Below are 24,154 nucleotides of genomic sequence, written 5' to 3'. Positions count from 1 at the left end.
ATGCGTCTCCTCACTCGCTCAGGGTGACCAGGTCTTCGGGGGCCACCGAGACCGTGACCCTTTCCCCCACCTCGGGCAGGTGCCTGCCGCGGTTGTTGAGGGTTGCCTGCAGGGTGCTCGAGCCGATCTCGAGCCGGTACTCGGCATGGCTGCCGCGATAGAGCCGCTCGCTCACCACGGCCGGCAGGTGATTGTCGCCGGCTACCTCGCCGGGCAGCAGGTCCAGGGTCTCGGGGCGGATCAGCAGCAGGCCACCCTCCCCGGCGCCCTCCGCGGTGAGTTCGCCCAGCGGCGTGGTCAGGCGCGCGCCGTGGCGGGCGGTGACCGGATAGAGGTTGTCGTGACCCATGAAACGAGCGACGAAGGCGTTGACCGGATGCTCATAGACCTCGCGGGGCGGTCCCACCTGCTGGATGACCCCGCCGTTGAGCACGGCGATGCGGTCGGACATCACCATGGCCTCCTGCTGGTCATGGGTGACGAAGACGAAAGTCATCCCCAGGCGCTTCTGGACCCTCAGCAGCTCCACCTGCAGCTGGCTGCGCAGGCCGGCGTCCAGCGCCGAGAGCGGCTCGTCGAGCAGCAGTACGTCGGGCTCGTTGACCAGGGCACGGGCCAGGGCAATGCGCTGGCGCTGACCACCGGAGAGCTGGTCGACGGGGCGGTCCACCAGATCCCCGAGCTTGATGAACTCGGCGATCTTCGCCACCCGGGCCTCGCGCTCCTCGGGGGGCAGGCCGCGCATCTTGAGGCCGAAGGCCAGGTTCTCGCGCACCGAGAGATGCGGGAAGAGCGCATAGGACTGGAAGACGGTATTGACGCTGCGCTTGTGGGGCGGCACCTCGGTGATGTCCTTGCCACCGATGGCCAGGCGACCGTCGTCGGCCTCCTCGAGGCCGGCGAGGATGCGCAGCAGGGTGGTCTTGCCGCAGCCCGAGGGGCCGAGCAGGGTGAAGAACTCCCCAGGCTCGATGGTCAGATCCACACCATCCAGCGCAACGGTATCGCGACCGAAACGCTTGTGCAGGCCCTGCATCTCGATGGAGGAGGCCTGACGGGCGCTATCGCCCTGTTCCGGCGAAGCTGTCGACCCTTCAGCCCGTGACTCGATGTCTGCCGCTGTAATGGTGTCGCTCATGGGAAGTGCCCCCTCGATTTTCGGTGGCCCGGTTCACAGCCGGTCCCGCAGCTTGTAGAAGTGGGTGGCCAGCACCAGCAACGGCTTGCGGAGCCGTCGCCCACCCGGGAAGTGGCGATGGGGCATGGCGGCAAAGACATCGAAGCGTTCGCTCTGTCCGGCGATGGCCTCGGCCAGCAGCTTGCCGGCCAGACCCGACAGGGCCATGCCGTGCCCGGAATAGCCCTGGGCGTAGTAGACGTTGCTGCCCAGCCGGCCGAAGTCCGGTGCCCGATCGAGGGTGATGGCCACATCCCCGCCCCAGCGGTAGTCGATGCGCACGCCCTCGAGCACCGGAAAGATCCGCGCAATCTTGGCATCCATTCGGGCCTTCAGGCCTCGCGGTTCACGGCCATCGTAGCTGACCTCGCCGCCGTAGATCAGGCGCCGGTCGGCGGAGAGTCGATAGTAGTCGAGCACGAAGTTGGCATCCGACAGGGCATCGTTGCGGGGCAGCACGCGAGCCGCCCGCTCGGCCGAGAGCGGTTCGGTGGCAATCATGTAGTTGGCGGCGCGCATGATACGACCGGAAAGTTCGGGTACCAGACCCGCCTGATAGGCGTTGGTGCCCAGCACCACGAAGTCGGCCGTCACCCGGCCGGCGGCGGCGAACACGCTGGCCGGCTGACCGTGACGGATCTCTACGGCGGGACTGTACTCATGGATCGTCACACCGGCCCGACGGGCCGCCCGGGCCAGCCCAAGGGTATAGTTGAGCGGATGCAGGTGGCCGCCCTCGGCATCGTGGAGGGCCGCCGGGTAGGCATCGGTCATCACGTGTTCGCGCAGGACATCCCCCTGGAGCATGGTGAGCGCGGGATAGTCATAATCCTGCGCCATGCGTTCGCGGAACACCTCGAGCTCACGCACATGGCGCCGCTTCACTGCGGCATGCAGGTAGCCCCAGGCCAGGTCGCAGGGAATCGCATGGCGCTCGACCAGTTCGGCGGTCAGGCGCACCGCCTCGCGGCTCATCTCCCAGATGTCTCGGGCCCGCTCACGACCCAGGGCCTTCTCCACGGTGCTGATGTCGGTGCCCAGGCCGGGAAGTATCTGGCCTCCGCTGCGTCCCGAGGCGCCCTGTCCGATCTCCCCGGCCTCCAGCAACACCACCGAATAGCCCCGCTCGGCCAGGTGGAGCGCCGCCGAGCAGCCGGTGATGCCCCCACCGACCACGCACACGTCGGCGCGCACGTCACCTTCTAGCGGGGGACAGTCACCGAGTTCGACGGCGACGGAGTCGCGATACCAGGAGGCGGGCTGCTCCAGAGGTGGCGGGGTCGTCATGCAAGACACCTGTCTGTGTTGCGCGATGCGCTGATTGTTCTTGTAACCGTCGCTGTGACACTTGCCCGGTGACAGTGCCCCAGGCAGGCAAGACTCAGTTTGACACCAGCACTGCAATGCCTGTCAAGTATTTAATACCTTGTAGGGCGCCGAGCGTTCCTCGGGTTCGACCAGCCAGCCCAGCGCTTACTCCAGAAACTTGTTTTCAGCACGGAAGATAGCGAATATCGAGGCAGAAGAGGTGAGACCTGCGTGCCGAAAGCCGATCGAAGATCGTCAATTAATCACCATCACTTACCCCGGTGTTCTCCCGGGGGACAGGATGACGACGGCCCTGACATCACGTCAGGATTCAGTGATACGAGGGTCGGCAGGACGTCCTATCCTCAACTCGCAGGTACGCTAGCGGGAACCACGCGCCGACCGAGGAGACCATCATGACGGCATCGACACCCCCCGCTCCTCATGCCGTCGAGAACGGCAAGGGAGCCAATCCGCTCAACCACCACTACTGGATGCCGTTCAGCGCCAACCGCGACTTCCATGCTCACCCGCGAGTGATCACGGCCGCCGAGGGACGCTACTTCATCGACGACCGCGGCCGGCGACTGTTCGATTCCCTCTCCGGGCTCTGGACCTGCGGCGCCGGCCACAATCGCGTCGAGATCCAGCAGGCGGTGGCCGCCCAGCTGGGAAGGCTGGACTACGCCCCGGGCTTCCAGGTCGCCCATCCGTTGGCCTTCGAGCTGGCCGAACGGATTGCGGCACTTACCCCGCCGGGGCTGGACCATGTCTTCTTTACCGACTCCGGCTCCGAGTCCGCCGATACGGCGGTGAAGATGGCGCGCGCCTACTGGCGCCTCCAGGGGCGTCCGGAGAAGACCCGACTGATCGGCCGAGCCAAGGGCTACCACGGCGTCAATGTGGGCGGCACCAGCCTCGGCGGGATTGGCGGCAACCGCAAGCACTACGGTCAACTGCTGGACGTCAGCCACCTGCCCCACACCCTCCAGCCGGCGCTCGCCTTCACCCGCGGACAGGCCGACAGCGGCGCCGAACTCGCCGACGCCCTGCTCGACCAGATCGCCCTGCACGACGCCTCGAGCATCGCCGCGGTGATCGTCGAGCCCATGTCCGGCTCAGGCGGGGTCATCGTGCCGCCGCGGGGCTATCTGGCGCGACTGCGCGAGATCTGTACCGCCCACGACATCCTGCTGATCTTCGACGAGGTGATCACCGCCTTCGGGCGCGCCGGGGCCCGTACCGGCGCCGAGGCCTTCGGGGTCACCCCGGACATCATGAACGTCGCCAAGCAGCTCACCAACGGCGCGGTGCCCATGGGGGCCGTGATCGCCTCCGGGGAGATCTTCGACACCTTCATGGCGGGTGGCGGGCCGATGCATGCCATCGAGTTCCCCCACGGCTACACCTACAGCGCCCATCCCGTGGCGTGCGCCGCGGGACTGGCGACCCTGGACCTCTTCGAGCGCGAGGACTTCCCCGCGCAGGTGCGGGCCATTGCGCCGGCGTTCGAGGAAAGGCTCCACGCCCTCAGGGGCCGACCCCACGTGGTGGACATCCGCAACCACGGCCTGGCCGGCGCCGTACAGCTCGCCCCACGCAACGGCGACCCGACCATCCGCCCCCGGGATGCCCACCTCGCGCTATGGGAGGCGGGCTTCTACGTGCGCTACGGTGGCGACACCCTGCAGTTCGGCCCGCCCTTCGCCACCACGGAGACGGAGCTGGAACGGCTCTTCGATGCGGTGGCCGCGACCCTGGAGCGGCTGGCGTGACCAGGCGCCCGGATTCGCTCGCGCACTTGCAGGGTTACTCATGCAGAAGGTGTCATCCAGAACCTGGGGCAGGGCGTCACTCCGCACCGCAGACCGGACAGGCAGGATCGCGCGGCACCCGGAAGTGGCGCCACTGGCCAACGAGACCGTCGAAGGTGGAGAGCCCGCGGTGGAGCGTGCCGGCACCGCTGACAAGCTTGATCGCCTCCAGGGCCTGAAAGCTGCCGATCAGCCCCACCAGCGGCGCTACCACGCCGCTCTCGGCGCAGCTGAGCGCCTCGTCGCCCTCCTCACTCTCCCCTCCCCCAGGCGGATAGAGGCAGGCATAGCAGGGCGAGTCGGGATCGCGGGGATCGAACACCGCCAACTGGCCGGAGAAGCGGATCGCCGCCCCGGAGATCAGCGGCACCCCTGCGACTCGGCAGGCGGCATTGATGGCGTAGCGGCTGGAGAAGCGGTCGGTGCAGTCGAGCACCACGTCCGCCTCGGCTACCGCCCGCGCCAGCGCCTCGCCGTCGAGGTGGTCGCTCAGCGCCCGAATCGCGCAATCGGGGTTGAGGGCGAGCGCCGCCTCCCGGGCCGACTCGGCCTTGTTGCGGCCCAGGTCGACGGTGGCATGGGCGATCTGTCGCTGCAAGTTGGAGAGCTCAACCTCGTCGGCATCGGCCAGGGTCAGCCGGCCCAGGCCCGCCGCCGCCAGGTAGAGGGCCACCGGCGAGCCCAGCCCCCCGGCGCCGACTACCAGGGCGTGGCCGGCCAGCAGCCGCTCCTGGCCGTCGATGTCGATCGGGTCGAGCATGATCTGTCGGCTGTAGCGCAGCAGAGCCTGGTCATCCATTGCAGGGCTCACTTCTCCTCGAACTCCTCGATGTCAGGCACGTGAAGACTGAAGTCCTCCTTGACCTCCTCCATCACCACATAGCTCTTGGACTCCTTCACCCCGGGCAGGGTCAGCACCACGTCGCCGAGCAGCTGGCGGTAGGCGGACATTTCGGGAATCCGGCACTTGAGGATGTAGTCGAACTGTCCCGAGACCAGGTGGCACTCCTGGATCTGCGGCAGCTTGGCCACGGCACGACGAAACTCGTCAAACACCGCCGGCGACTGGGTCTCCAGGCTGATCTCCACGAACACCAGCAGGTTGGCCTTGAGCGCTCGGGGGTCGAGCAGCGCCTTGTAGCCACGGATGATGCCGGAGCGCTCCAGACGCTTGACGCGCTCCAGGCAGGGGGTAGTGGAGAGGCCAACTTGAGAGGCCAGGTCGACATAGGAGATGCGGGCATTCTCTTGCAGGCAGCGCAGGATATTGAGGTCAATGCGGTCAAGCGAGCGTGTCTTGGCTTTCATGGTCGTGGGCATGCCGGTAGCAATGGGCAGTTCACGTCGTCGCGACAGCAAGATCATCTGAAAATCCCCCACCAATAGCGCTACAGTGGGTTTCACGCATGCAAAAGTGACGAGACGTGGCGTTTTTTACTGGTCAAGCTATACCACATCACGACCGCTCGCCTCCAGCCCGGCCCTCAACGTGACGTCCCAGGCTGACTCGGTCATGGCCGCCAAGATCTCGCAGAGTCGCCGTATCCGCATAGCCCTCCGCAGCGAGAGCCTCGCGCACCGCCGCCCCCTGGCCATGGCCATGCTCGAGCAACAGCCAGCCTCCGGGGACCAGGTGGGAGCGGGCCTCGTCCACCAGATGGCGCAGGTCAGCCAGCCCCTGCTCGGCCGCCACCAGGGCGCTCTGCGGCTCGTATCGCAGGTCACCCTGGCGCAGGTGGGGATCGTCCTCGGCAATATACGGCGGGTTCGAGACGATGAGGTCGAAGCGCGCACTGCCGCTCTCGTCATGCTTTTCGCTCTCTTCATTCAGTGCCGTGAACCAGTCCCCCGTGTGGAAATCGACGTTGCCGATGGCGAGGCGCTGGGCATTGTACCGAGCCAGGGCCACCGCCTCCAGGCTAAGGTCGATGCCGACCACCGACCAGCCGGGCCGTTCGCTGGCGAAGGCCAGGGCGACGGCCCCGGTGCCGGTACCGAGGTCCAGCAGCCGGCCCTGGTCCGATGCGCCATGTGCCAGGGCCGCTTCCACGAGCCGCTCGGTATCGGGGCGGGGAATCAGGGTATGCGGCGAGGTGGCAAGCCTCAGCCCCCAGAACTCCCGTACGCCGGTCAGATAGGCCACGGGGTGGCCGAGGGCGCGCGCCGCCAGTAACGCCTCGAAGCGGGCCCGCGCAAGGATCGGCGCCTCGCGATCGCCCCAGGTGTAGAGCCAGGTGCGATCGACGCCCAGCACGTGGCAGAGCAGCACCTCGGCGTCGAGCCGCCCGCTCGGGGAATCACACGCGGCGAGGCGCCGGGCGGCCCTCGCCAGCAGGGCGTCGATGGTCATCCGGCGTTCTGCTGGAGGGCCGCCAGCTGCTCGGCCTGGTACTCGTGGATCAGCGGGTCGATGACGTCGTCGAGTTGCTCGCCGCTGACCACCTCGGTCAGCTTGTAGAGCGTCAGGTTGATGCGGTGGTCGGTGACCCGGCCCTGGGGAAAGTTGTAGGTTCGAATGCGCTCGCTGCGATCACCGGAGCCCACCAGGGAGCGCCGGGCATCGGCCTGCTGTTGCTGCTGGCTGGCCACGGCGGACTGCTTGAGTCGCGCGGCGAGCAGCGACATCGCCTTGGCGCGGTTCTTGTGCTGGCTGCGCTCCTCCTGGCACTCCACCACCACGCCACTGGGCAGGTGGGTGATGCGGATGGCCGAGTCGGTAGTGTTGACGTGCTGGCCGCCGGCGCCGCTGGAGCGGAAGGTATCCACGCGCAGATCGCTGGAATCGATATCGATCTCGCCCACTTCATCGGCCTCTGGCATCACCGCCACCGTGCAGGCGGAGGTATGGATGCGCCCCTGGGACTCGGTGGCCGGCACGCGCTGCACCCGGTGGGCACCGGACTCGAACTTGAGCCGCGCATAGACGCCCTCGCCCTTGACCCGCGAGATGATCTCCTTGTAGCCGCCCTGCTCGCCATGACTGGCGCTGACCACTTCCACCTTCCAGCCGTGCTGCTCGGCATAGCGGGCATACATGCGGAAGAGATCACCGGCAAACAACGCCGCCTCGTCACCGCCGGTGCCGGCGCGGATCTCGAGGAAGACGTTGCGTCGGTCGTCGGGATCCTTGGGCACCAGCAGGTGCTTGAGCCGAACCTCGAGGGCCTCGAGCCTCTGATGTCCCTCGTCGCGTTCGAGTTCGGCCAGCTCGCGCATCTCCGCATCGGCATCGCCGAGCAGCTGCTCGGCGGAGGCGATGTCGTCCTCCACGGCGCAGTACTCGCGCCAGGCTTCCACCAGGGGTTCGAGCTCGGCATATTCCCGCGAATAATCTCGAAAGCGTGGTTGGTCGCTGATCACCTCGGGTTCCGCCAGCAGGGCGGAAAGCTCCTCGAAGCGCTCGACGAAGGCATCGAGGCGCTGGCGCAGGGTGGCTTTCATCGGCGCCTCCTATCGGGAGTGGTCGGTGGATTCATCCAGCAGCAGGGTAGTAGCGGCGTCCAGCAGGTCGCGACGCTCCCGGGAGGCCGCCTCCCGCATGGCGACCGTAGGACGGTGCATGAGCCGATTCGTCAATTGATGGGCCAGGCGACGAATCACCAGCTCGGGATCCTCGCCGCGGGCCAGGCGCGCCAGGGCCTGCTGCTCGGAGAGGTCACGCATGGCCTCGCCGCGGGCACGCACGTCGCGAATCAACTCGCCGCCGCTGCGAATCCGCCGCTCATGCAGCCAGTTGCCCACGCCGTGTTCGATGAGCGACTCGGCCTGGTCGGCGGCCACCTGGCGATGCCGGCGGTTTTCCTCGATGACCTCCTGGAGGTCATCGACGGTATAGAGGAAGACATCGCTGAGCTCGCCCACTTCGGGTTCGATGTCCCGGGGCACGGCGATGTCGACCATGAATACCGGCCGGTGGCGGCGCTTCTTCAACGCCCGCTCGACCATGCCCTTGCCGAGGATCGGCAGCGGTGCGGCGGTAGAGGAGATCACGATGTCGGCATGGACGAGCGCTTCGGGAATCCCATCGAGGGTGATCGCCTTGCCACCCAGCGGGCCGGAGAGGGCCTCGGCCCGCTCACGGGTGCGATTAGCCACGGTGAGCTGGCGAACGCCGGCCTCGTGGAGGTGGCGCGCCACCAGCTCGATGGTCTCGCCGGCGCCGATCAACAGCGCCCGCGAACGGGTGAAGTCGCCGAAGATGCGGCTGGCCAGGCTGACCGCCGCATAGGCTACCGACACCGGGTTGCGGCCGATGCCCGTCTCGGTACGTACCTGCTTGGCCACGGCAAAGGTATTCTGGAACAGACACTCGAGCTCGCCGCCCAGCCCACGGGTACGGCGAGCCGCCTGGTAGGCTTCCTTGAGCTGGCCCAGTATCTGGGGCTCGCCCAGCACCATGGAATCCAGCCCCACGGCCACCCGCATCAGGTGGCGTGCCGCCTCATTCTCATGAAAGTGATAGGCACAGCGCGACAGGTCCTCCACCCGCAGCCCGTGGAAACGGCCCAGCCAATCGAGGATCTCCCGCTCGCCGATAGCCTCGGTGACGCAGTAGAGCTCGGTACGGTTGCAGGTAGAGAGAACGGCTGCCTCGCGCACGTCCGGCAAGGCACGCAGTTCGGCCAGCGCCGCCTCTAGCTGAGTCGGCGAGAAGGCGACCTGCTCGCGCACCTCGATGGTGGCGGTCCGGTGGTTGATTCCCAGGGCAAGAAGCGTCATGCGTTCGGCATCTTCGCGAGTCGTGGTTTCGGCAGGGCGCAGTGATCATATCCGCCGACGCGGACCGCCCATCCTCGAAGCGCCGCATTCTACCACAGGCCTCCCACCCGGGGCGCCATGACATGCCGTGATCGGGATCATGCTTTGCCCGGGAGAGGCGAGCCGTTATGCTGGCCACTCTTTCCCATGCACGAGACGCGCATGCCCCGCGGAACGCTCCCCCGAATCACTCGCCCCCTTTCCCTGGTGCCCCTGGCGCTGGCGAGCCTGCTCGCCGGCTGCCAGGCCCTGCCAGGGGGCTCTTCGGCCGCCGAAGCCACTGCAGACCCGATGGCAGCCGCGCCGCCGGTTACCCGAGGCCTGGATGCCGACAGCCTCTCCGGCCTGCTGGTGGCTGAACTGGCCGGACAGCGCGGCGACTACCCGCGCGCTACCCGAGGCTTTCTTGACGTCGCCGAACGCTACGACGCCGCGGCTCTCGCCGAACGCGCCACCCTGGCCGCCCGCTTCAGCGAAGACGCCGGGTTGCTCGAAGAGGCCGCACGTCGCTGGCAGTCCCTGGCACCCCAGAGCGACGCACCGGCACGCCTGCTCTCCAGCCTCGCCATCCAGCGCGGCGACTGGAATACCGCCCTGGAACAGCGCCTGTCGGCCATCGCGCGTGGCGCTCGTGAGGAACTGACAGGCTTCGTGGAGGGCGCCCTCGAGGCCGGTGCCGATCCGGCGCCGCTGTTGACCAGAATGCGCAAGCACCTGGCGAGTCTCGACGAGCCGCGCTATGACAGCGAGTTGGCCACCGCCCTGCTGGAAGCCGCCGCCGGTGAGCGCACGGCCGCCGAGCAACGCCTGACGCGACTGGCCCGGACGGCCCCCGAGCAGCCCGAGCTTTGGCAGATACGCGCTCGCCTGGCCCTGGAGGCCGACGCCCCCTCCCAGGCACGATCGGCGGCGCGACTGGGTCTGGAAGTCGCGCCGGGCGACCCGCGCCTGATGCTGCTGCTGGCTCGTGCCGAGATCCGACTGGGCCGCATAGAAGCCGCCGAGGCCACCACCAATGCGCTGCTCGATGACCATGGTGACGATCCCGAACTGCGCCTGGGCCTGGCACGGCTGTTCCTGGAGAAAGAGCATCTGCCCCAGGCACGCCGCTTGCTGCTGCCTCTGGTCGGGGACGACGAGGCGCCACCGCTGGCCTTCCTGCTGCTCGGTGCCATCGCCGAGGACGAGGGGGAGGTGGATAACGCGCTTCTTTATTATCGCCAGGTGCCAGAGAGTGAGCAGTTCCTGAGCGCCCGTCTGAGCGCAGCGCGAATGCTGATCGACGAGGATCGGATGCTCGATGCGCGCGCCTTCCTGCGCCTCGAGCGGCTGCGTCACGAGGCCTACCGGAGCGAGCTGGTCTCCCTGGAGGTCGAGCTGCTCGACGAGGCCGGCCTCGAGGAGCAGGCCGATGCCCTGCTCGACAGCGAACTCTCCCAGCACCCCGACGACGAACGACTACGCTACCAGCGGGCCATGCGCGCCTTTGCCGACAACGATCTTGCCGCCATGGAGTCCGACCTCCGCCATATCATCGAGCAGGACCCGGAGAACGCCAACGCCCTCAACGCCCTGGGCTACACCCTCGCCGATCTTGACCTCGAGGGCCGCCTGGAAGAGGCGCGCGAGCTGATCGAGCGGGCCCACGCGCTGGAGCCAGACAACCCGGCCATCCTCGACAGCCTGGGCTGGGTCCTCTATCGCCAGGGCAACCCAGAAGACGCCCTGCCCTGGTTAGAGCGCGCCTGGTCGGCCATGCCCGACCAGGAGGTCGCCGCCCACCTGATCGAGGTGCTTTGGGTACTGGGCGAGGAAGCGCGAGCACGCGAGCTGCTCCAGGAGGCCCGGCAACGCTTCGACGAGCGCCCGCGGATCGACGAACTGCTGCAACGCTACCCGGAACTGGATGCAACCGGGTCCGTTGACTGACCCCTGACGAACGGAACTCTCCATGACCCTACTGCTGCGACTGCTATCTCCCCTGCTTGTTCTGGCCCTGCTGGTCGGTTGTGCCGGCCGTGAGCCCGCTCCCGAAGGAGAGCGCGCTGCGGGCCAGTGGCAGGCCCAGGCCGATCGCCTGGCCGAACTCGACACCTGGGTGCTGGTCGGCAAGGTCGGCCTGCGCACCCCCGAGGAGTCAACCAGCGCCAACTTGGACTGGAGCCAGCACTCCCACTATTATCGTCTGTTGATCAGCGGGCCATTCGGCAGCGGGCGCAGCACCCTGGAGGGGCGCGAAGGACGCTTCTCGCTGACCACCGCCGAGGGCCGCTTCGAAGCCGAGAGCCCCGAGGCACTGATGGAAGAGCAACTGGGCTGGTCACTGCCGGTCAGCGCGCTCTCCGAGTGGATCCGCGGACTGCCGGCAGAAGACAGCGCCCATCGGCTGGAAGAGGACGAACTGGGCTTTCCCCTTCGCCTCGAGCAGGATGGCTGGGGGATCGAATATCGTGACTGGGAGCGTGTCGCCGATCTCTGGCTGCCCAGACGCCTGGTGATGACCTATGACGACTTGCGGGTCACCCTGGTGGTCACCGACTGGCGCCCGGCCCTCGACGACTGACATGCCGCCCTCTCCTCTCCTGAACGAAGCGCTGGTGCTGCCGGCACCGGCCAAGCTCAATCGCCTGCTGCATATCACCGGTCGCCGGGCGGATGGCTACCACGACCTGCAGACGCTGTTCCAGTTCCTCGACATCGGCGACACCCTCACCCTGTGCAGCCGCGAGGATGGTGCGATCCGCCTCGCTCCCCGCCTGCCCGGGGTGGAGACCGAAGACAACCTGGTGGTGCGTGCCGCCCGTCTGCTGCAGGTCGCAAGCGGCTGTCGCCTGGGGGCGGACATCCATCTCGACAAGCACCTGCCCCTGGGCGGAGGCCTCGGCGGCGGCAGTTCGGATGCCGCGACCACCCTGCTGGGTCTCGACACCCTCTGGGGCCTGGGGCTGTCGCAGGCACGCCTGGCCGAACTCGGCCTGAGCCTGGGAGCCGACGTTCCGGTGTTCGTGCATGGCCATGCGGCCTGGGCCGAGGGGGTCGGCGAACGCCTCACGCCGGTCGAACTCGACACCCCCTGGTTCGTTGTCATCCACCCCGGTGTAACGGTCTCCACCCCGGCGGTGTTCGGGGCAGCGCAATTGACACGCCATACCCCCCCGATTACCATGGCGCGCGCACTGCAGGGGGGAGCGGGGAGCTGGACCAACGACTGCGAGCCCACCGTCCGGGCACTGTATCCCAAGGTGGCTCACGTGCTCGACTGGCTGGCGATCCGAGCGCCGGCCATGCTGACCGGCACCGGCGCCTGTGTCTTTGGCCGGCTCGGCAGCGAGACTCAGGCCGACCGACTCCTGGCCGAGGTTCCCGAGGGCTGGCAAGCCTTCAAGGCACGCGGTCTGAATCGCTCACCTCTCCATGCTGCGCTGGGTCGATGACCTTCCCCGCCCACGGGCGTCGAGGCATCCCTGAACATCCCGGAACCATCGACCCGAATCCCTGAAGACCCAACACAGCAAAGGTGGCTGCGCGTGTCAAAACTGATGGTTTTCGCCGGGAATGCCAATCCCGAACTCGCCCGAAAAGTCGCCGAGAGTCTGGACACCTACCTGGGCAATGCCACGGTCGGCCAGTTCAGCGACGGCGAAGTCGCGGTCGAGATCAACGAGAACGTGCGCGGCAAGGATGTGTTCATCCTGCAGTCCACCTGTGCACCGACCAATGACAACCTGATGGAACTGATCCTGATGGTGGACGCCCTGCGGCGGGCCTCCGCCACCCGGATCACCGCCGTCGTGCCCTACTTCGGCTATGCCCGTCAGGATCGCCGGGTGCGTTCCGCCCGCGTACCGATCTCGGCCAAGATCGTCGCCGACATGATGGTCAAGGCCGGGGTCGACCGAGTCATGACCATGGATCTGCACGCCGACCAGATCCAGGGCTTCTTCGACGTGCCGGTGGACAACGTCTACGGCTCGCCGATCCTGCTCGATGATATCGAGCGCCAGAACTACGACGACCTGGTGGTGGTATCGCCGGACGTCGGCGGTGTGGTGCGCGCCCGCGCCATCGCCAAGCAGCTCAACGCCGACCTTGCCATCATCGACAAGCGGCGCCCCTCGGCCAACCAGGCCCAGGTGATGCACATCATCGGCGAGATAGAGAGTCGTACCTGCGTGGTGGTGGACGACATGATCGACACCGCCGGCACCCTGTGCAAGGCCGGCGAGGCCCTGAAGGCCCGAGGCGCCCGACGCGTGGTCGCCTACGCTACCCACCCGATCCTGTCGGGGCCCGCGGTAGACAACATCACCGATTCGGTGCTCGACGAGGTAGTGGTGACCGACACCATCCCCCTCTCCGAGATCGCGCGACGCAGCGGCAAGATCCGCCAGCTCAGTGTCGCCGGACTGATCGCCGAGGCGATTCGCCGGGTCAGCAACGAAGAATCCGTCAGCGCCATGTTCCACTGAACGCGGGTCATCAGGACTCGTTCAGAAGAATGTGGCGCGGGACACATGCCCTGCGGGGCTCCCGGAAACGCCATGGTCTGGTCGCGGACCACGGCGCTTTCCTTATTTCTTGAAAGAGGCAATTCCATGTCCGATTACACACTCAATGCCAGCGTTCGCAACGACCTGGGGAAAGGTGCGAGCCGCCGCCTGCGTCGTGCGAACGAACAGGTGCCGGCCATCATCTATGGTGGCGAAAAGGCGCCGCAGCCCATTGCCGTCGACAAGACCAGCTTCTACAAGGCGCTGGAAGACGAGGCTTTCTTCTCCTCCGTGATCAACCTGCAGGTAGACGGCAAGGCCCAGCAGGTCGTGGTGCGTGACCTCCAGCGTCACCCCTACAAGCCGCTGGTCACCCATGCCGACTTCCTGCGGGTCGATGCCACCCACGAGATCACCCTGCGCGTGCCGCTGCACGTGGTGGGCGAGGAAACGTGCACGGGCATCAAGGACGAGGGTGGCGAGCTCCACGTGCTCGCCAACGATGTCGAGATCAGCTGCCTGCCGAAGGATCTCCCCGACTACCTGGAGATCGACATCAGCGCGGTTGCGCTGGGCACGACCCTGCACCTTTCCGACCTGAGCGTGCCGGCCGACGTGACCATCGTCGCCCTCACACACGGCGAGGACCATGACAACGCCGTGCTGAGCATCTCCAAGCCCAAGATCCGTGGAACGGAAGAGGGTGAGGAAGGCGAGGAAGGCGGTGGATCCGCCGAGGGCGGAGAAGGCGAAGACAGCGCCGAGTAATCGCGTCTGTCCGGGGCCATGTCGCGCATGGCCCCTCCCTTCATCGATCAAGCGCCCCGGCGCTTGATTTTTTTATGGCCGTCCATCCCTGGCGGCCATCCTACGGACCGCCGCTAACGCGACGTCAAAAATCATTCCCGATGATTTTTTGGAGACACACATGAGCCAGGTCAAGGCGATCATTGGACTGGGCAACCCCGGTGCCGACTACGCAGCCACCCGTCACAATGCCGGTGCCTGGCTGGTACAGGCCGTGGCACGGGTGGCCGGTGGCGAGCTGCGCCCGGAGAAGAAGTTCCTGGGCCTGCACGCCAAGGTTCACCTGGATGGCCAGGAAGTACACTTGCTGGAGCCCACCACCTTCATGAACCGCAGCGGTGGTGCCGTGGCGGCGCTCTGCCAGTTCTTCAAGCTTTCTCCTGACGAGCTGCTGGTGGCCCATGACGAGCTCGACATGCCGCCGGGCACAGCGCGCTACAAGACAGGTGGAGGTCACGGCGGGCACAACGGCCTGCGCGACATCATCAGCGCGCTGGGCAACGACAGGTCCTTCCATCGCCTGCGCATCGGCATCGGCCATCCCGGCGACAGCCGTCATGTGACCCGCTATGTGCTCAGCAGTCCCGGCAAGGCGGAGCTTGCCGCCATCGATGACGCCCTCGACGAATGCATTGCCACGCTTCCCCAGGCCGTGGCCGGCGACTGGGCAAAGGCCATGAATCGGCTGCACAGTTTTACCGCCGGAGGCTGAAACGCCAGCTGTCAGCTTGAAGCCATAAGCCGTAATTCACCCCACTGCTCGACGGTACGGGTTTTCTTACGGCTGACCGCTTAAGGCTTATCGCTCGGTGGCGTAGAATACCGATCATTCTTCATTCCCGAACTCGTTCTCCAGGACAATTCCATGGGTTTCAACTGCGGTATCGTCGGCCTGCCCAACGTCGGCAAGTCCACGCTGTTCAATGCGCTGACCAAGTCCGGCATCGACGCCGAGAATTTCCCCTTCTGCACCATCGAACCCAACGTGGGCATCGTGCCGATGCCCGACCCGCGCCTCGACAAGCTGGCGGAGATCATCAAGCCTCAGAAGGTGATACCCACCACCATGGAGTTCGTCGACATCGCCGGCCTGGTGGCCGGTGCCTCCAAGGGTGAGGGGTTGGGCAACAAGTTCCTGGCCAACATCCGCGAGACCCAGGCCATCGCCCATGTGGTTCGTTGCTTCGACAACGACAACGTGATCCACGTCGCCAACCAGATCGACCCGCGTGCCGATATCGAGATCATCAACATGGAGCTCGCGCTGGCCGACCTCGACACCGTCGAGCGTGCCATCCAGCGCCTGGTACGCGTCGCCAAGGGCGGCGACAAGGAGGCCATTGCCACCAAGGCGATCCTCGAGCGCATTCAGCCTCACCTGGCCGAGGGCCTGCCCTTGAGAAGCGTCGGCCTGGGCGAGGACGAGCAGCGCCAGCTCAAGAGCTTCGGCTTCCTGACGCTCAAGCCCACCATGTACATCGCCAACGTCAACGAGGACGGTTTCGAGGACAACCCCTACCTCGAGGTGGTCAACGCGATGGCCGCCGAGGAAGGCGCGGTGGTGGTACCGGTATGCAACCAGATCGAGGCCGAGATCGCCGAGCTGGAGGACGAGGAGCGCGCCATGTTCCTGGACGAGATGGGCATGGAAGAGCCCGGGCTCGACCGGGTGATCCGTGCCGGCTATGCCCTGCTCGGCCTGCAGACCTTCTTCACCGCCGGCCCCAAGGAGGTCCGAGCCTGGACGGTAAAGGTGGGAGCCACCGCCCCCGAGGCTGCTGGCGTGATCCATACCGACTTCCAGAAGGGCTTCATCCGCGCCGAGGTCATCGCCTACGACGACTTCGTCAGCCTGGGCGGCGAGCAGGGCGCCAAGGACGCCGGCAAGTGGCGCCTGGAGGGCAAGGAGTACATCGTCCAGGACGGCGACGTGATCCACTTCCGCTTCAATGTGTGAGGCACGAAGGCCTTGACGCACCAGGGAAAGCTCCCTAGAATTCGCTCCCGTTGTTCGGCTACGTAGCTCAGCTGGTTAGAGCACATCACTCATAATGATGGGGTCCCCTGTTCAAATCAGGGCGTAGCCACCAGATACCGAAAAGCCCGCCTGGCGAACCAGGCGGGCTTTTTTGGCTCCAGGCTTGAGACGCCAGCCGATGGTTGTCAGCGCACCGTGCGTAGCTCAGCGTCAGGAAAGCTCGGCACGATTGACGAAGGCGATCAGCACGCGGGTCAGGTACTCCACGTCCTGGGCGCCGGCGGTCTCGCGGATCGAGTGCATCGCCCACTGGGGCACGCCGACATCCAGGGTCGGCACGCCGAGCTCGGTGGCGGTGATCGGGCCAATGGTGCTGCCGCAGCCCATGTCGGCGCGGGTCACGAAGCTCTGCACCGGCACATCGACGGCATGGCAGAGATCACGGAATAGCGCCGCTGTGGCGCTGTTGGTGGCATAGCGTTGGCTGGCGTTGACCTTGATCACCGGCCCGCCATTGAGCAACGGGCCGTGGGCGGCATCATGCTTGTCCGGGAAGTTGGGGTGCAGCGCATGGGCATTGTCGCAGGAGATAAGCCGTGAGGCCTGGATCAAGCGAATGAAGCCCTCGTCGCCGGGTTCACCGAGCTGCGCATTGACCCGCCGTAGCACGTCACCGAGGAAAGGGCCCTGGGCGCCGCAGGCGCTGGCACTCCCCACCTCTTCATGGTCGTTGGCCACCAGCACCGCTGCTTGACGCCCGTCGCTACCCAGCAGGGCCTCCAGGCCGATGAAGCAGGAAAGCAGGTTGTCGAGCCGGGCACTGGCGATCAGCTCACCGTCGACCCCGACCCGGGCCGGCGGCTGCATGTCGCGGAAGGCGAGCTCGAAGTCGAGAAGCTCGACCTCTTCGAGGCCGTGCTGCTCGGCGAGCCAGCGCTTGAGCAGGCGCTCGAGGTCAGGCTTATCTCCGCCCTGCAGGAAGACGGGGGCCATCTCGGTCTGGGCATTGATGGCCCGGCCGTTGTTGGCCTCGCGATCCAGATGGATGGCCAGGCTCGGGATGATCGCCAGCGGCTGCTCGATATCGAGCAGCACGCCCTCGATACGGCCGTCGGCGTGGCGAAGGTGCACCCGTCCCGCCAGCCCCAGGTCACGATCGAACCAGGGAGCCAGCAGGGCGCCGCCATAGACCTCCACACCGAGCTGGAGCCAGCCCGCCGCACTCTGGGCGGGATTGGGCTTGAGGCGCAGGCCGGGGCTGTCGGTATGGGTCCCGATCAGGCGCAGCGCCTCGAGCGGCTCAGCGGGTAGCTGCAGGGCGATGAGCGAGGAGTCGTTACGGGTGACGTAGACACGCTCACCGGGGGCCAGTCGCCAGGCATCGGTCTCCTCGAGACGCCGGTAGCCGGCCTCCTCCAGTCGCCTGGCCATGTTGGCCGTGGCATGCCAGGGCGTGGGAGATCGACGCAGGAAATCAAGCAGTCGCTCGAGTCGGACATCCTGGGACATGAATTCCTCTATCGCGGAGCGTTTCAGGGGTCTTGGCAACACGATCAAGCTGATATACTGCGCATTCTGTCCATGCAACTCGTCAGCCGGCGCGGGGTCTGGGTAGGTATCAAGTGTACACGAATCGGGGAGTGCTTCATCGATGAGCCAGTTAGTCACCCTTGGACGTTCGACGGTCCTGGCCCTGCTGCTGATCACCATGCCGGCACTGGCCGCGGTCGAGCCGAGCGATGCCCAGCGCCAGGTATCCGCGGAAGTGGCCGAATCGCTGCGCTACGGCCATTACGCGGATATCAGTTTCGACAACGACTGGTCGGAGCAGGCCTTCTCGCGCTTCCTGGACATCCTCGATGGCCAGCGTGCCTTTCTGCTGGACAGCGACGTGGCCGCCTTCAGCGATCTGGAAACGGGCATGGACGAGGCGCTGCTCGAGGGCAACCTGACCCGTCCCTTCGCCCTCTATCAGCGCTATCACGACCGCGCCGAGTCGCGCTTCGAATGGCTGCTGGAGCGGCTTGACGACGGTGTCGACTTCGCTTTCGACAGCGAGCAGCGCCTGAAACTGGAGCGTGATGATGCCCCCTGGGCCGGCCAGCAGGAGACCCTGGATGAGCTGTGGATGAAACGGCTCAAGAACGCGGCCCTGACCCTGACCATCAGCGACCAGGACGCGGAGCAGGTGGAAGCCAACCTGCGCCAGCGCTACGAGGGGCAGCTGTCTCGCCTGCGCCAGACCAACGAGAGTGATGTCTTCGGACTCTTCATGGCCGCAGTGACCGGCAGCATCGACCCTCACAGCGAATATCTCTCGCCGCGCCAGGGTGAGTCCTTCGACATCCAGATGCGTCTGTCGCTGGAGGGCATCGGTGCCCTGCTCCAGGCTGACGGAGAATACGTCAAGGTCTCGAGCCTGGTGCCAGGCGGGCCGGCCGAGCGCGATGGCGCCCTGCAGCCGGCCGATCGCATCGTCGGCGTCGGCCAGGAAGGCGAGGAGATCGTCAACGTGGTGGGCATGCGCCTCGACGACGTGGTCGACATGATTCGCGGCCCCAAGGGGTCAGAGGTGCGCCTCGAAGTGGTGCCCGCCCAGGCCGTCGACATGACCCGTACCACGGTGGTCGATATCACCCGCGATACGGTCGATCTGGAGGAGCAGGCCGCCCAGGGCGAGGTCATCGAGATCGAACGGGACGACGGCACCCATCGCCTCGGCGTGATCGAGATTCCCACCTTCTACGTGGACTTCGATGCCTGGCAGGCCGGGGAGGAGGACTACCGCAGCACCACCCGCGACGTGGCCAAGGAGGTGGAGCGACTCCAGGCCGAGGGCGTCGAAGGCATCGTGCTCGACCTGCGCAACAACGGGGGGGGGGCGCTGCAAGAAGCCAACTCGCTGATCGGTCTGTTCATCGACCGTGGCCCCACCGTTCAGGTCCGCGATGCCCGTGGCCGCATCAGTCTCTATGGCGACACCGAGAGCGGCACTCTCTACGATGGCCCCCTGGCCGTGCTGGTCGACCGCCTGTCGGCCTCGGCTTCCGAGATCTTTGCCGGCGCCATCCAGGACTACGGTCGTGGTCTGGTGGTGGGCACCGATACCTTCGGCAAGGGAACGGTCCAGACCCTCAACGAGCTCAGCCATGGCGAGATCAAGCTGACCCGGGCCAAGTTCTACCGCATCTCGGGAGCAAGCACCCAGCATCGTGGCGTGGAGCCGGACATTCGTTTTCCGAGCCTGATCGACCCGGAACTTATCGGCGAGAGCAGCCTCGACAACGCCCTGGAGTGGGATACGGTGCGTGAGGTGCAGTACCGCACCTATGGCGAGCCCCAGCAGTACCTCGATACGCTGCGCAGCCGCCATCAAGAGCGTGCTGCAGAGCATCCGAACTTCCACTACCTCGAGCAGCAGTCCGAACTGGTCAGCCGCCTTCGCGAGCAGCACACCAGCGTCAGCCTCAATCGTGAGCAGCGCCAGCGCGAGGTGGAAGCCCAGGAGGCCGAACGGCTCGCTCTCGAGAACGAACGGCGTCGCGCCCTTGGCCTGGACCCGCTGGAAGAGTGGATCGATGCCCGCGACGAAGAGAGTGGCGACGAGGAACCCATCGACCGTGCCCAGATCAAGGAAGCGGCTCAGATCCTGCTCGACTACAGCCAGCTCAAGGGCACCTGGCAATTTGCTGAACGCAACTGACGCCCGAACCAGGGCAATTGTGCAGTTACCCGCAGCAAGAGGCGCCGGACCCCAGGGCCAGGCGCCCTCTTGGACCCCATCACCACACCGGATGAACGGTCAGGCCAGACGCACGGGGCAACCGCGGGTAACGAGGCCGGGCAACTCGGGGACGACGACAGCAGTCGCTGGGCAATGAGCCAAGAAACAAACACAGCAGGAGCAGGAAAGGATGATCACTGGAGAAGCCTGGCTCCCCGAACAGGACTCGAACCTGTGACCCAGTGATTAACAGTCACTTGCTCTACCAACTGAGCTATCGGGGAAGGATGCAGGATAACGCGGAGAATACGACAGGCAATCAGGAGCGATTGGCTCCCCGAGCAGGACTCGAACCTGCGACCCAATGATTAACAGTCATTTGCTCTACCAACTGAGCTATCGGGGAATGACCGCATGCCGCAATGTGCTTGTCGAGATCCCTCGCCGCATGAGCGAAGCTGGCTCCCCGAGCAGGACTCGAACCTGCGACCCAATGATTAACAGTCATTTGCTCTACCAACTGAGCTATCGGGGAATGACCTCAAGCACGGGACGTAGTATACGGATCGGGTCCGCAAGGTCAAGCAGGGATTGGCATTTTACCCAGTCGCCCGCTCTACCTGACGCCAACGAAAAACGCCCACCTGGTCGTTTCCAACTGGCGGGCGTCTTCGCGAGTTCTGGTGGCTACGCCCTGATTCGAACAGGGGACCCCATCATTATGAGTGATGTGCTCTAACCAGCTGAGCTACGTAGCCTTATCAATAGCTTGCCCGACAGCAGCCGGGCAACGGGATGGGATTATGCACGCGGGCCTGCTGCATGGCAAGCCCGCGCGAACACTCACGCCTTGATATCGAGGGCACGCTTGACCGCCGGCAGCGCCGGCTCGCCCTCGCGGGTCTCGACACCCTCGAGCCAGGTCTCCAGGATCTCGGGGTTGGCCTGCAGATAGGCACGGGCGGCATCGCGGGGATCGGCACCCTCGTCCATGATCTCAGCCATCAGCTGGTTCTCCATCTCGAGGGTAAACTCGAGGTTTTCCAGCAGCTCCCCCACGTTGGCACACTCCGCGACGTAGCCGGCACGAGTATTGGTGTAGACGGTGGCGCCACCGAGATCAGGGCCGAAGTAGTCATCGGCGCCTTCCAGGTAGGCCATGTCGAAGTTGGTGTTCATGGGATGCGGCTCCCAGCCGAGGAACACCATCCACTGCTCATCAGGTACCCGGGCGCCCAGTTCGGCGAGCATGCCGGCCTCACTGGAATCGATCAGCTGCCAGTCGCCCAGGCCGAAGGCGTCTTCGTCGATCATCTGCTGGATCAGCTGGTTGCCGTCGTTGCCGGCCTCGATGCCGTGAATGCTGCTGTCGAACCGCTCGGCATGCTCGGCCAGGTCGGCCACCGAGGTGACGCCGGCATCATGGACGTACTGCGGCACCGCGAGGGTGTACTTGGCACCTTCCAGGTTGGCTCCCAGGCGCTCGACGTCGCCATCCTCGACGAAGGGGTCGCTGATGGAGGCCATGGAAGGCATCCAGTTGCCCAGGAAGACGTCGAAATCGTCGTTCTTCATGCCCTGGTAGGCGATGGGCACGGAGACGGTGTCGATACGCGTCTCGTAGCCCATGGCCTCCAGCACCTCGGTGGTAAGGGCGGTGGTCGCGGTGATGTCGGTCCAGCCGACCTCGGCGAAGCGCACGGTCTCGCAGCTCTCGGGAGCGGCGGCCTGCAGTGGCGACACGGCGATCCCGATGGCGGCAGCGCTGAGACCCAGGGTCAGTCGACGATTCAGATTGCGAGTGTACATGTGAGGATTCCTCCGGTTGGACATGAAGTATAGACGCGATAGCGATGCTACCGGTCGAAGGCTGAATTTGTCCGCCTTTATTGATTGAACGTTCAATAAAAAAATGGCAAGCTGTGCACATGGTAACCATGCTTCATGTGGTGGTTGCAAGATCAATTGCCCGGGACAGGAGTCAGCGACGGTGCCCAAGGTTGGAATGGAACCCATTCGCCGCCAGCAGCTAATCAAGGCCACCATGGCGGCGATCGACGAGGTCGGCCTGGCCGATGCCACGGTGATGCGCATCGCCCGACACGCGGGCGTTTCAGCCGGCATCATCAGCCACTATTTCGGTGGCAAGGACGGCCTGCTGGAAGCCACCATGCGCCAGATTCTCTGGGACCTGGGCGAGGCGGTAGCAGCCCGGCGCCGCGAGCTCACGACCCGGAACCCTAGAGACCATCTCGGCGCCATCATCGACGGCAACTTCGACGGCAGCCAGGTCACCGGGCCGGTGGCCAAGACCTGGCTGGCCTTCTGGGCCAGCAGCATGCACGAGCCCGAGCTGGCACGCCTGCAGCAGGTCAATGACCGGCGCCTCTACGCCAACCTCTGCCACCAGTTCCGCCGTCTGATGCCCCGTGACGAGGCCCGCGCCTGTGCCCGCGCACTGGCTGCCCTGATCGACGGCCTGTGGCTGCGCGGCGCCCTGACCCGCGAGGGCCTGGACAGCGACGAGGCACGACGCCTGGCCCGGGACTACCTCGAGCGCCTTCTCGACACTCGAGACACTTCTTCCCCTTCCTGAATGGAGGTCACCATGACACCCCTCGAGACCCAGACCCTCTACATCGACGGCCGTCGCACGGCCGCCACCTCCGGCGAGATCTTCTCGGTGGTCAACCCCTTCGACGGCTCGCGGCTGGCCGACGTTCAGCAGGCCGCCGAGGCCGACGTGGATACCGCCGTGGCGGCCGCTCGCAAGGGCCAGCGCATCTGGGGGGCGATGAGCGGCATGCAGCGCGGCCGTATCCTCAACCGCGCCGTGGCGCTTCTAAGGGAACGCAATGACGAGCTGGCCGAGCTCGAGACCCGCAACACCGGCAAGCCGATCAGCGAGACCGCCGCGGTGGACATCGTTACCGGCGCCGACGTCCTCGAGTACTACGCCGGCCTGGCCACCGCCATCGAGGGCAGCCAGATCCCGCTGCGCGAGGGTTCCTTTGTCTATACGCGCCGCGAGCCCCTGGGCGTGATCGGCGCCATCGGTGCCTGGAACTATCCCATCCAGATCGCCTGCTGGAAGAGTGCCCCGGCACTGGCCGCCGGCAACGCCGTGGTCTTCAAGCCCAGCGAGGTCACCCCGCTCACCACCATGCGGCTCGCCGAGATCTTCACCGAGGCCGGCTTGCCCGACGGCGTCTTCAATGTGATCCATGGCGACGGCAGCGTCGGCGCTCTGATGACCGGCCACCCCGACATCGACAAGGTCTCCTTCACCGGCGAGGTGGGGACCGGCAAGAAGGTGATGGCCGCCGCCGGGGGCTCCACCCTCAAGGACGTGACCATGGAACTGGGCGGCAAGTCGCCGCTGATCGTTTTCGCCGACGCCGACCTGGACCGCGCCGCCGATGCCGCCATGATGGCCAACTTCTACTCCAGCGGGCAGATCTGCACCAACGGCACCCGGGTGTTCGTTGAGGGCTCGGTGAAGGAGGCCTTCGAGGCAAGAATCGCCGAGCGCGTGGCGCGCATCAGGGCCGGGGACCCGATGGATCCGAGCGTCAACTTCGGCCCACTGGTGAGCTTCGAGCATCAGGCAAAGGTGCTCTCCTACATCGCGCTGGGTGAGCAGGAAGGCGCCAGGGTGCTGGCCGGTGGTGATGCATGGCATCAGGGCGAGAGCAACGGGATCGAGTGGTCGAAAGGCGCCTGGGCAGCCCCCACGGTGTTCACCGACTGCACGGACGAGATGCGCGTCGTGCGCGAGGAGATCTTCGGCCCGGTGATGGCGATCCTGGCCTTCGACGACGAGGAAGAGGTGATCCGTCGCGCCAACGATACCCACTACGGCCTGGCAGCCGGCGTCTTCACCGAGAGCCTCAACCGCGCCCACCGGGTGATTCATCGCCTGGAGGCCGGCATCTGCTGGATCAACACCTGGGGGGAGTCCCCCGCCGAGATGCCGGTGGGCGGTTACAAGCAGTCCGGCGTGGGCCGCGAGAACGGCCTCGAGACCCTGACTCACTACACCCAGACCAAGTCGGTGCAGATCGAGATGGGCCCCTTCGAGTCGGTGTTTTAAGGAGA

Annotated in this window: 20 protein-coding genes and 5 tRNA genes; 12 read left to right on the top strand and 13 right to left on the bottom strand. The window is 66.0% G+C overall.

All coding sequences use genetic code 11. The features are described from left to right. Positions 1-10: 10 nt before the first annotated feature. Positions 11-1,138, bottom strand: a complete 1,128-nt coding sequence (locus HALO32_RS08665; protein ID WP_151443380.1) for an ABC transporter ATP-binding protein — start codon at positions 1,136-1,138, stop codon at positions 11-13. Positions 1,139-1,171: 33 nt separating this feature from the next. Further along, positions 1,172-2,464: an NAD(P)/FAD-dependent oxidoreductase gene (locus HALO32_RS08660; protein WP_151443379.1), complete on the bottom strand. Its 1,293-nt coding sequence runs from the start codon at positions 2,462-2,464 to the stop codon at positions 1,172-1,174. Positions 2,465-2,901: 437 nt separating this feature from the next. Here HALO32_RS08660 and HALO32_RS08655 point away from each other — a divergent pair, with 437 nt between their 5' ends. Further along, a complete protein-coding gene (locus HALO32_RS08655) occupies positions 2,902-4,260 on the top strand; it encodes an aminotransferase class III-fold pyridoxal phosphate-dependent enzyme (RefSeq protein WP_151443378.1) in 1,359 nt (452 codons plus the stop codon). Positions 4,261-4,336: 76 nt separating this feature from the next. Here HALO32_RS08655 and HALO32_RS08650 read toward each other — a convergent pair whose 3' ends face one another. The 5 genes from HALO32_RS08650 to hemA all read right to left on the bottom strand — a co-directional run bounded on the left by HALO32_RS08650 (position 4,337) and on the right by hemA (position 9,018). Then, positions 4,337-5,098: a HesA/MoeB/ThiF family protein gene (locus HALO32_RS08650; protein ID WP_151443377.1), complete on the bottom strand. Its 762-nt coding sequence runs from the start codon at positions 5,096-5,098 to the stop codon at positions 4,337-4,339. 8 nt (positions 5,099-5,106) lie between these two features. Next, entirely contained in the window at positions 5,107-5,607 is a 501-nt protein-coding gene (locus tag HALO32_RS08645; RefSeq protein WP_151443418.1) for an Lrp/AsnC ligand binding domain-containing protein, read from the bottom strand. A gap of 148 nt (positions 5,608-5,755) precedes the next feature. After that, a complete protein-coding gene (gene prmC, locus HALO32_RS08640) occupies positions 5,756-6,649 on the bottom strand; it encodes a peptide chain release factor N(5)-glutamine methyltransferase (protein WP_151443376.1) in 894 nt (297 codons plus the stop codon). Further along, positions 6,646-7,740 carry a peptide chain release factor 1 gene (gene prfA, locus HALO32_RS08635; RefSeq protein ID WP_151443375.1) on the bottom strand — a complete coding sequence of 365 codons (1,095 nt, stop codon included), beginning with the start codon at positions 7,738-7,740 and terminating at the stop codon, positions 6,646-6,648. The genes prmC and prfA overlap by 4 nt, the downstream gene beginning before the upstream one ends. 9 nt (positions 7,741-7,749) lie before the next feature. Then, a complete protein-coding gene (hemA, locus tag HALO32_RS08630; protein ID WP_151443374.1) occupies positions 7,750-9,018 on the bottom strand; it encodes a glutamyl-tRNA reductase in 1,269 nt (422 codons plus the stop codon). A gap of 201 nt (positions 9,019-9,219) precedes the next feature. Between hemA and HALO32_RS08625 the strand changes: the two genes are divergently transcribed. The 8 genes from HALO32_RS08625 (at position 9,220) to HALO32_RS08590 (ending at position 16,444) form a co-directional block, all read left to right on the top strand. Continuing rightward, positions 9,220-10,986, top strand: coding sequence for a tetratricopeptide repeat protein (locus HALO32_RS08625; protein WP_151443373.1), 1,767 nt, complete (start codon positions 9,220-9,222; stop codon positions 10,984-10,986). A 22-nt stretch (positions 10,987-11,008) separates the two neighbouring features. Continuing rightward, the gene (gene lolB / locus HALO32_RS08620) at positions 11,009-11,620 is read left to right on the top strand and encodes a lipoprotein insertase outer membrane protein LolB (RefSeq protein ID WP_151443372.1); all 612 of its coding nucleotides are present in this window, start codon (positions 11,009-11,011) and stop codon (positions 11,618-11,620) included. A gap of 1 nt (position 11,621) precedes the next feature. Then, positions 11,622-12,491, top strand: coding sequence for a 4-(cytidine 5'-diphospho)-2-C-methyl-D-erythritol kinase (ispE, locus tag HALO32_RS08615; RefSeq protein WP_151443371.1), 870 nt, complete (start codon positions 11,622-11,624; stop codon positions 12,489-12,491). A gap of 93 nt (positions 12,492-12,584) precedes the next feature. Continuing rightward, positions 12,585-13,526, top strand: a complete 942-nt coding sequence (locus tag HALO32_RS08610) for a ribose-phosphate pyrophosphokinase (RefSeq protein ID WP_192576472.1) — start codon at positions 12,585-12,587, stop codon at positions 13,524-13,526. 126 nt (positions 13,527-13,652) lie between these two features. Then, positions 13,653-14,315, top strand: coding sequence for a 50S ribosomal protein L25/general stress protein Ctc (locus tag HALO32_RS08605; RefSeq protein WP_151443370.1), 663 nt, complete (start codon positions 13,653-13,655; stop codon positions 14,313-14,315). A 160-nt stretch (positions 14,316-14,475) separates the two neighbouring features. Continuing rightward, positions 14,476-15,066, top strand: coding sequence for an aminoacyl-tRNA hydrolase (gene pth, locus HALO32_RS08600; protein ID WP_151443369.1), 591 nt, complete (start codon positions 14,476-14,478; stop codon positions 15,064-15,066). A 153-nt stretch (positions 15,067-15,219) separates the two neighbouring features. Further along, positions 15,220-16,311, top strand: a complete 1,092-nt coding sequence (gene ychF / locus HALO32_RS08595) for a redox-regulated ATPase YchF (protein WP_151443368.1) — start codon at positions 15,220-15,222, stop codon at positions 16,309-16,311. Positions 16,312-16,367: 56 nt separating this feature from the next. Beyond that, positions 16,368-16,444: transfer RNA gene (locus HALO32_RS08590), tRNA-Met, on the top strand. Between the two features lie 98 nt (positions 16,445-16,542). Here HALO32_RS08590 and HALO32_RS08585 read toward each other — a convergent pair. Beyond that, on the bottom strand, positions 16,543-17,841 hold the full coding sequence (locus HALO32_RS08585; protein WP_151443367.1) for a M18 family aminopeptidase: 1,299 nt from the start codon (positions 17,839-17,841) through the stop codon (positions 16,543-16,545). A gap of 142 nt (positions 17,842-17,983) precedes the next feature. On the opposite strand from HALO32_RS08585, the gene HALO32_RS08580 reads away from it, so the two are divergent. After that, on the top strand, positions 17,984-20,035 hold the full coding sequence (locus HALO32_RS08580) for a carboxy terminal-processing peptidase (RefSeq protein WP_151443366.1): 2,052 nt from the start codon (positions 17,984-17,986) through the stop codon (positions 20,033-20,035). 229 nt (positions 20,036-20,264) lie between these two features. On the opposite strand, the gene HALO32_RS08575 is transcribed toward HALO32_RS08580, so the two are convergent. The 5 genes from HALO32_RS08575 to HALO32_RS08555 form a co-directional block, all read right to left on the bottom strand. Further along, positions 20,265-20,340: transfer RNA gene (locus HALO32_RS08575), tRNA-Asn, on the bottom strand. A gap of 46 nt (positions 20,341-20,386) precedes the next feature. Then, positions 20,387-20,462 (bottom strand) — tRNA-Asn (locus HALO32_RS08570). A 53-nt stretch (positions 20,463-20,515) separates the two neighbouring features. After that, a tRNA-Asn gene (locus tag HALO32_RS08565) sits at positions 20,516-20,591 on the bottom strand. 146 nt (positions 20,592-20,737) lie between these two features. Next, positions 20,738-20,814 (bottom strand) — tRNA-Met (locus tag HALO32_RS08560). 85 nt (positions 20,815-20,899) lie between these two features. Next, positions 20,900-21,865, bottom strand: a complete 966-nt coding sequence (locus HALO32_RS08555) for a choline ABC transporter substrate-binding protein (RefSeq protein WP_151443365.1) — start codon at positions 21,863-21,865, stop codon at positions 20,900-20,902. Positions 21,866-22,046: 181 nt separating this feature from the next. Between HALO32_RS08555 and betI the strand changes: the two genes are divergently transcribed. Both betI and betB read left to right on the top strand, forming a co-directional pair. Then, positions 22,047-22,652: a transcriptional regulator BetI gene (betI, locus tag HALO32_RS08550; RefSeq protein ID WP_192576471.1), complete on the top strand. Its 606-nt coding sequence runs from the start codon at positions 22,047-22,049 to the stop codon at positions 22,650-22,652. 12 nt (positions 22,653-22,664) lie between these two features. Beyond that, entirely contained in the window at positions 22,665-24,149 is a 1,485-nt protein-coding gene (betB, locus tag HALO32_RS08545; RefSeq protein WP_151443364.1) for a betaine-aldehyde dehydrogenase, read from the top strand. Positions 24,150-24,154 lie beyond the last annotated feature (5 nt).

This window comes from Halomonas lysinitropha (assembly GCF_902500215.1).
GTDB classification, from domain to species: domain Bacteria; phylum Pseudomonadota; class Gammaproteobacteria; order Pseudomonadales; family Halomonadaceae; genus Halomonas; species Halomonas lysinitropha.
The sequence above is the reverse complement of the archived record's forward strand: the minus strand, read 5'-3'. Positions and strand labels throughout refer to the sequence as shown.

Excerpts from the sequence above, each read along its gene's own strand:
- ychF (WP_151443368.1), top strand. The coding sequence starts at position 15,220 with ATGGGTTTCAACTGCGGTATCGTCGGCCTGCCCAACGTCGGCAAGTCC.
- HALO32_RS08650 (WP_151443377.1), bottom strand. The coding sequence starts at position 5,098 with ATGGATGACCAGGCTCTGCTGCGCTACAGCCGACAGATCATGCTCGAC.
- HALO32_RS08645 (WP_151443418.1), bottom strand. The coding sequence starts at position 5,607 with ATGAAAGCCAAGACACGCTCGCTTGACCGCATTGACCTCAATATCCTG.
- hemA (WP_151443374.1), bottom strand. The coding sequence starts at position 9,018 with ATGACGCTTCTTGCCCTGGGAATCAACCACCGGACCGCCACCATCGAG.
- HALO32_RS08660 (WP_151443379.1), bottom strand. The coding sequence starts at position 2,464 with ATGACGACCCCGCCACCTCTGGAGCAGCCCGCCTCCTGGTATCGCGAC.
- HALO32_RS08605 (WP_151443370.1), top strand. The coding sequence starts at position 13,653 with ATGTCCGATTACACACTCAATGCCAGCGTTCGCAACGACCTGGGGAAA.
- prmC (WP_151443376.1), bottom strand. The coding sequence starts at position 6,649 with ATGACCATCGACGCCCTGCTGGCGAGGGCCGCCCGGCGCCTCGCCGCG.
- pth (WP_151443369.1), top strand. The coding sequence starts at position 14,476 with ATGAGCCAGGTCAAGGCGATCATTGGACTGGGCAACCCCGGTGCCGAC.
- HALO32_RS08625 (WP_151443373.1), top strand. The coding sequence starts at position 9,220 with ATGCCCCGCGGAACGCTCCCCCGAATCACTCGCCCCCTTTCCCTGGTG.
- HALO32_RS08655 (WP_151443378.1), top strand. The coding sequence starts at position 2,902 with ATGACGGCATCGACACCCCCCGCTCCTCATGCCGTCGAGAACGGCAAG.
- HALO32_RS08580 (WP_151443366.1), top strand. The coding sequence starts at position 17,984 with ATGAGCCAGTTAGTCACCCTTGGACGTTCGACGGTCCTGGCCCTGCTG.
- betB (WP_151443364.1), top strand. The coding sequence starts at position 22,665 with ATGACACCCCTCGAGACCCAGACCCTCTACATCGACGGCCGTCGCACG.
- HALO32_RS08665 (WP_151443380.1), bottom strand. The coding sequence starts at position 1,138 with ATGAGCGACACCATTACAGCGGCAGACATCGAGTCACGGGCTGAAGGG.
- prfA (WP_151443375.1), bottom strand. The coding sequence starts at position 7,740 with ATGAAAGCCACCCTGCGCCAGCGCCTCGATGCCTTCGTCGAGCGCTTC.
- HALO32_RS08585 (WP_151443367.1), bottom strand. The coding sequence starts at position 17,841 with ATGTCCCAGGATGTCCGACTCGAGCGACTGCTTGATTTCCTGCGTCGA.
- HALO32_RS08555 (WP_151443365.1), bottom strand. The coding sequence starts at position 21,865 with ATGTACACTCGCAATCTGAATCGTCGACTGACCCTGGGTCTCAGCGCT.
- ispE (WP_151443371.1), top strand. The coding sequence starts at position 11,622 with ATGCCGCCCTCTCCTCTCCTGAACGAAGCGCTGGTGCTGCCGGCACCG.
- lolB (WP_151443372.1), top strand. The coding sequence starts at position 11,009 with ATGACCCTACTGCTGCGACTGCTATCTCCCCTGCTTGTTCTGGCCCTG.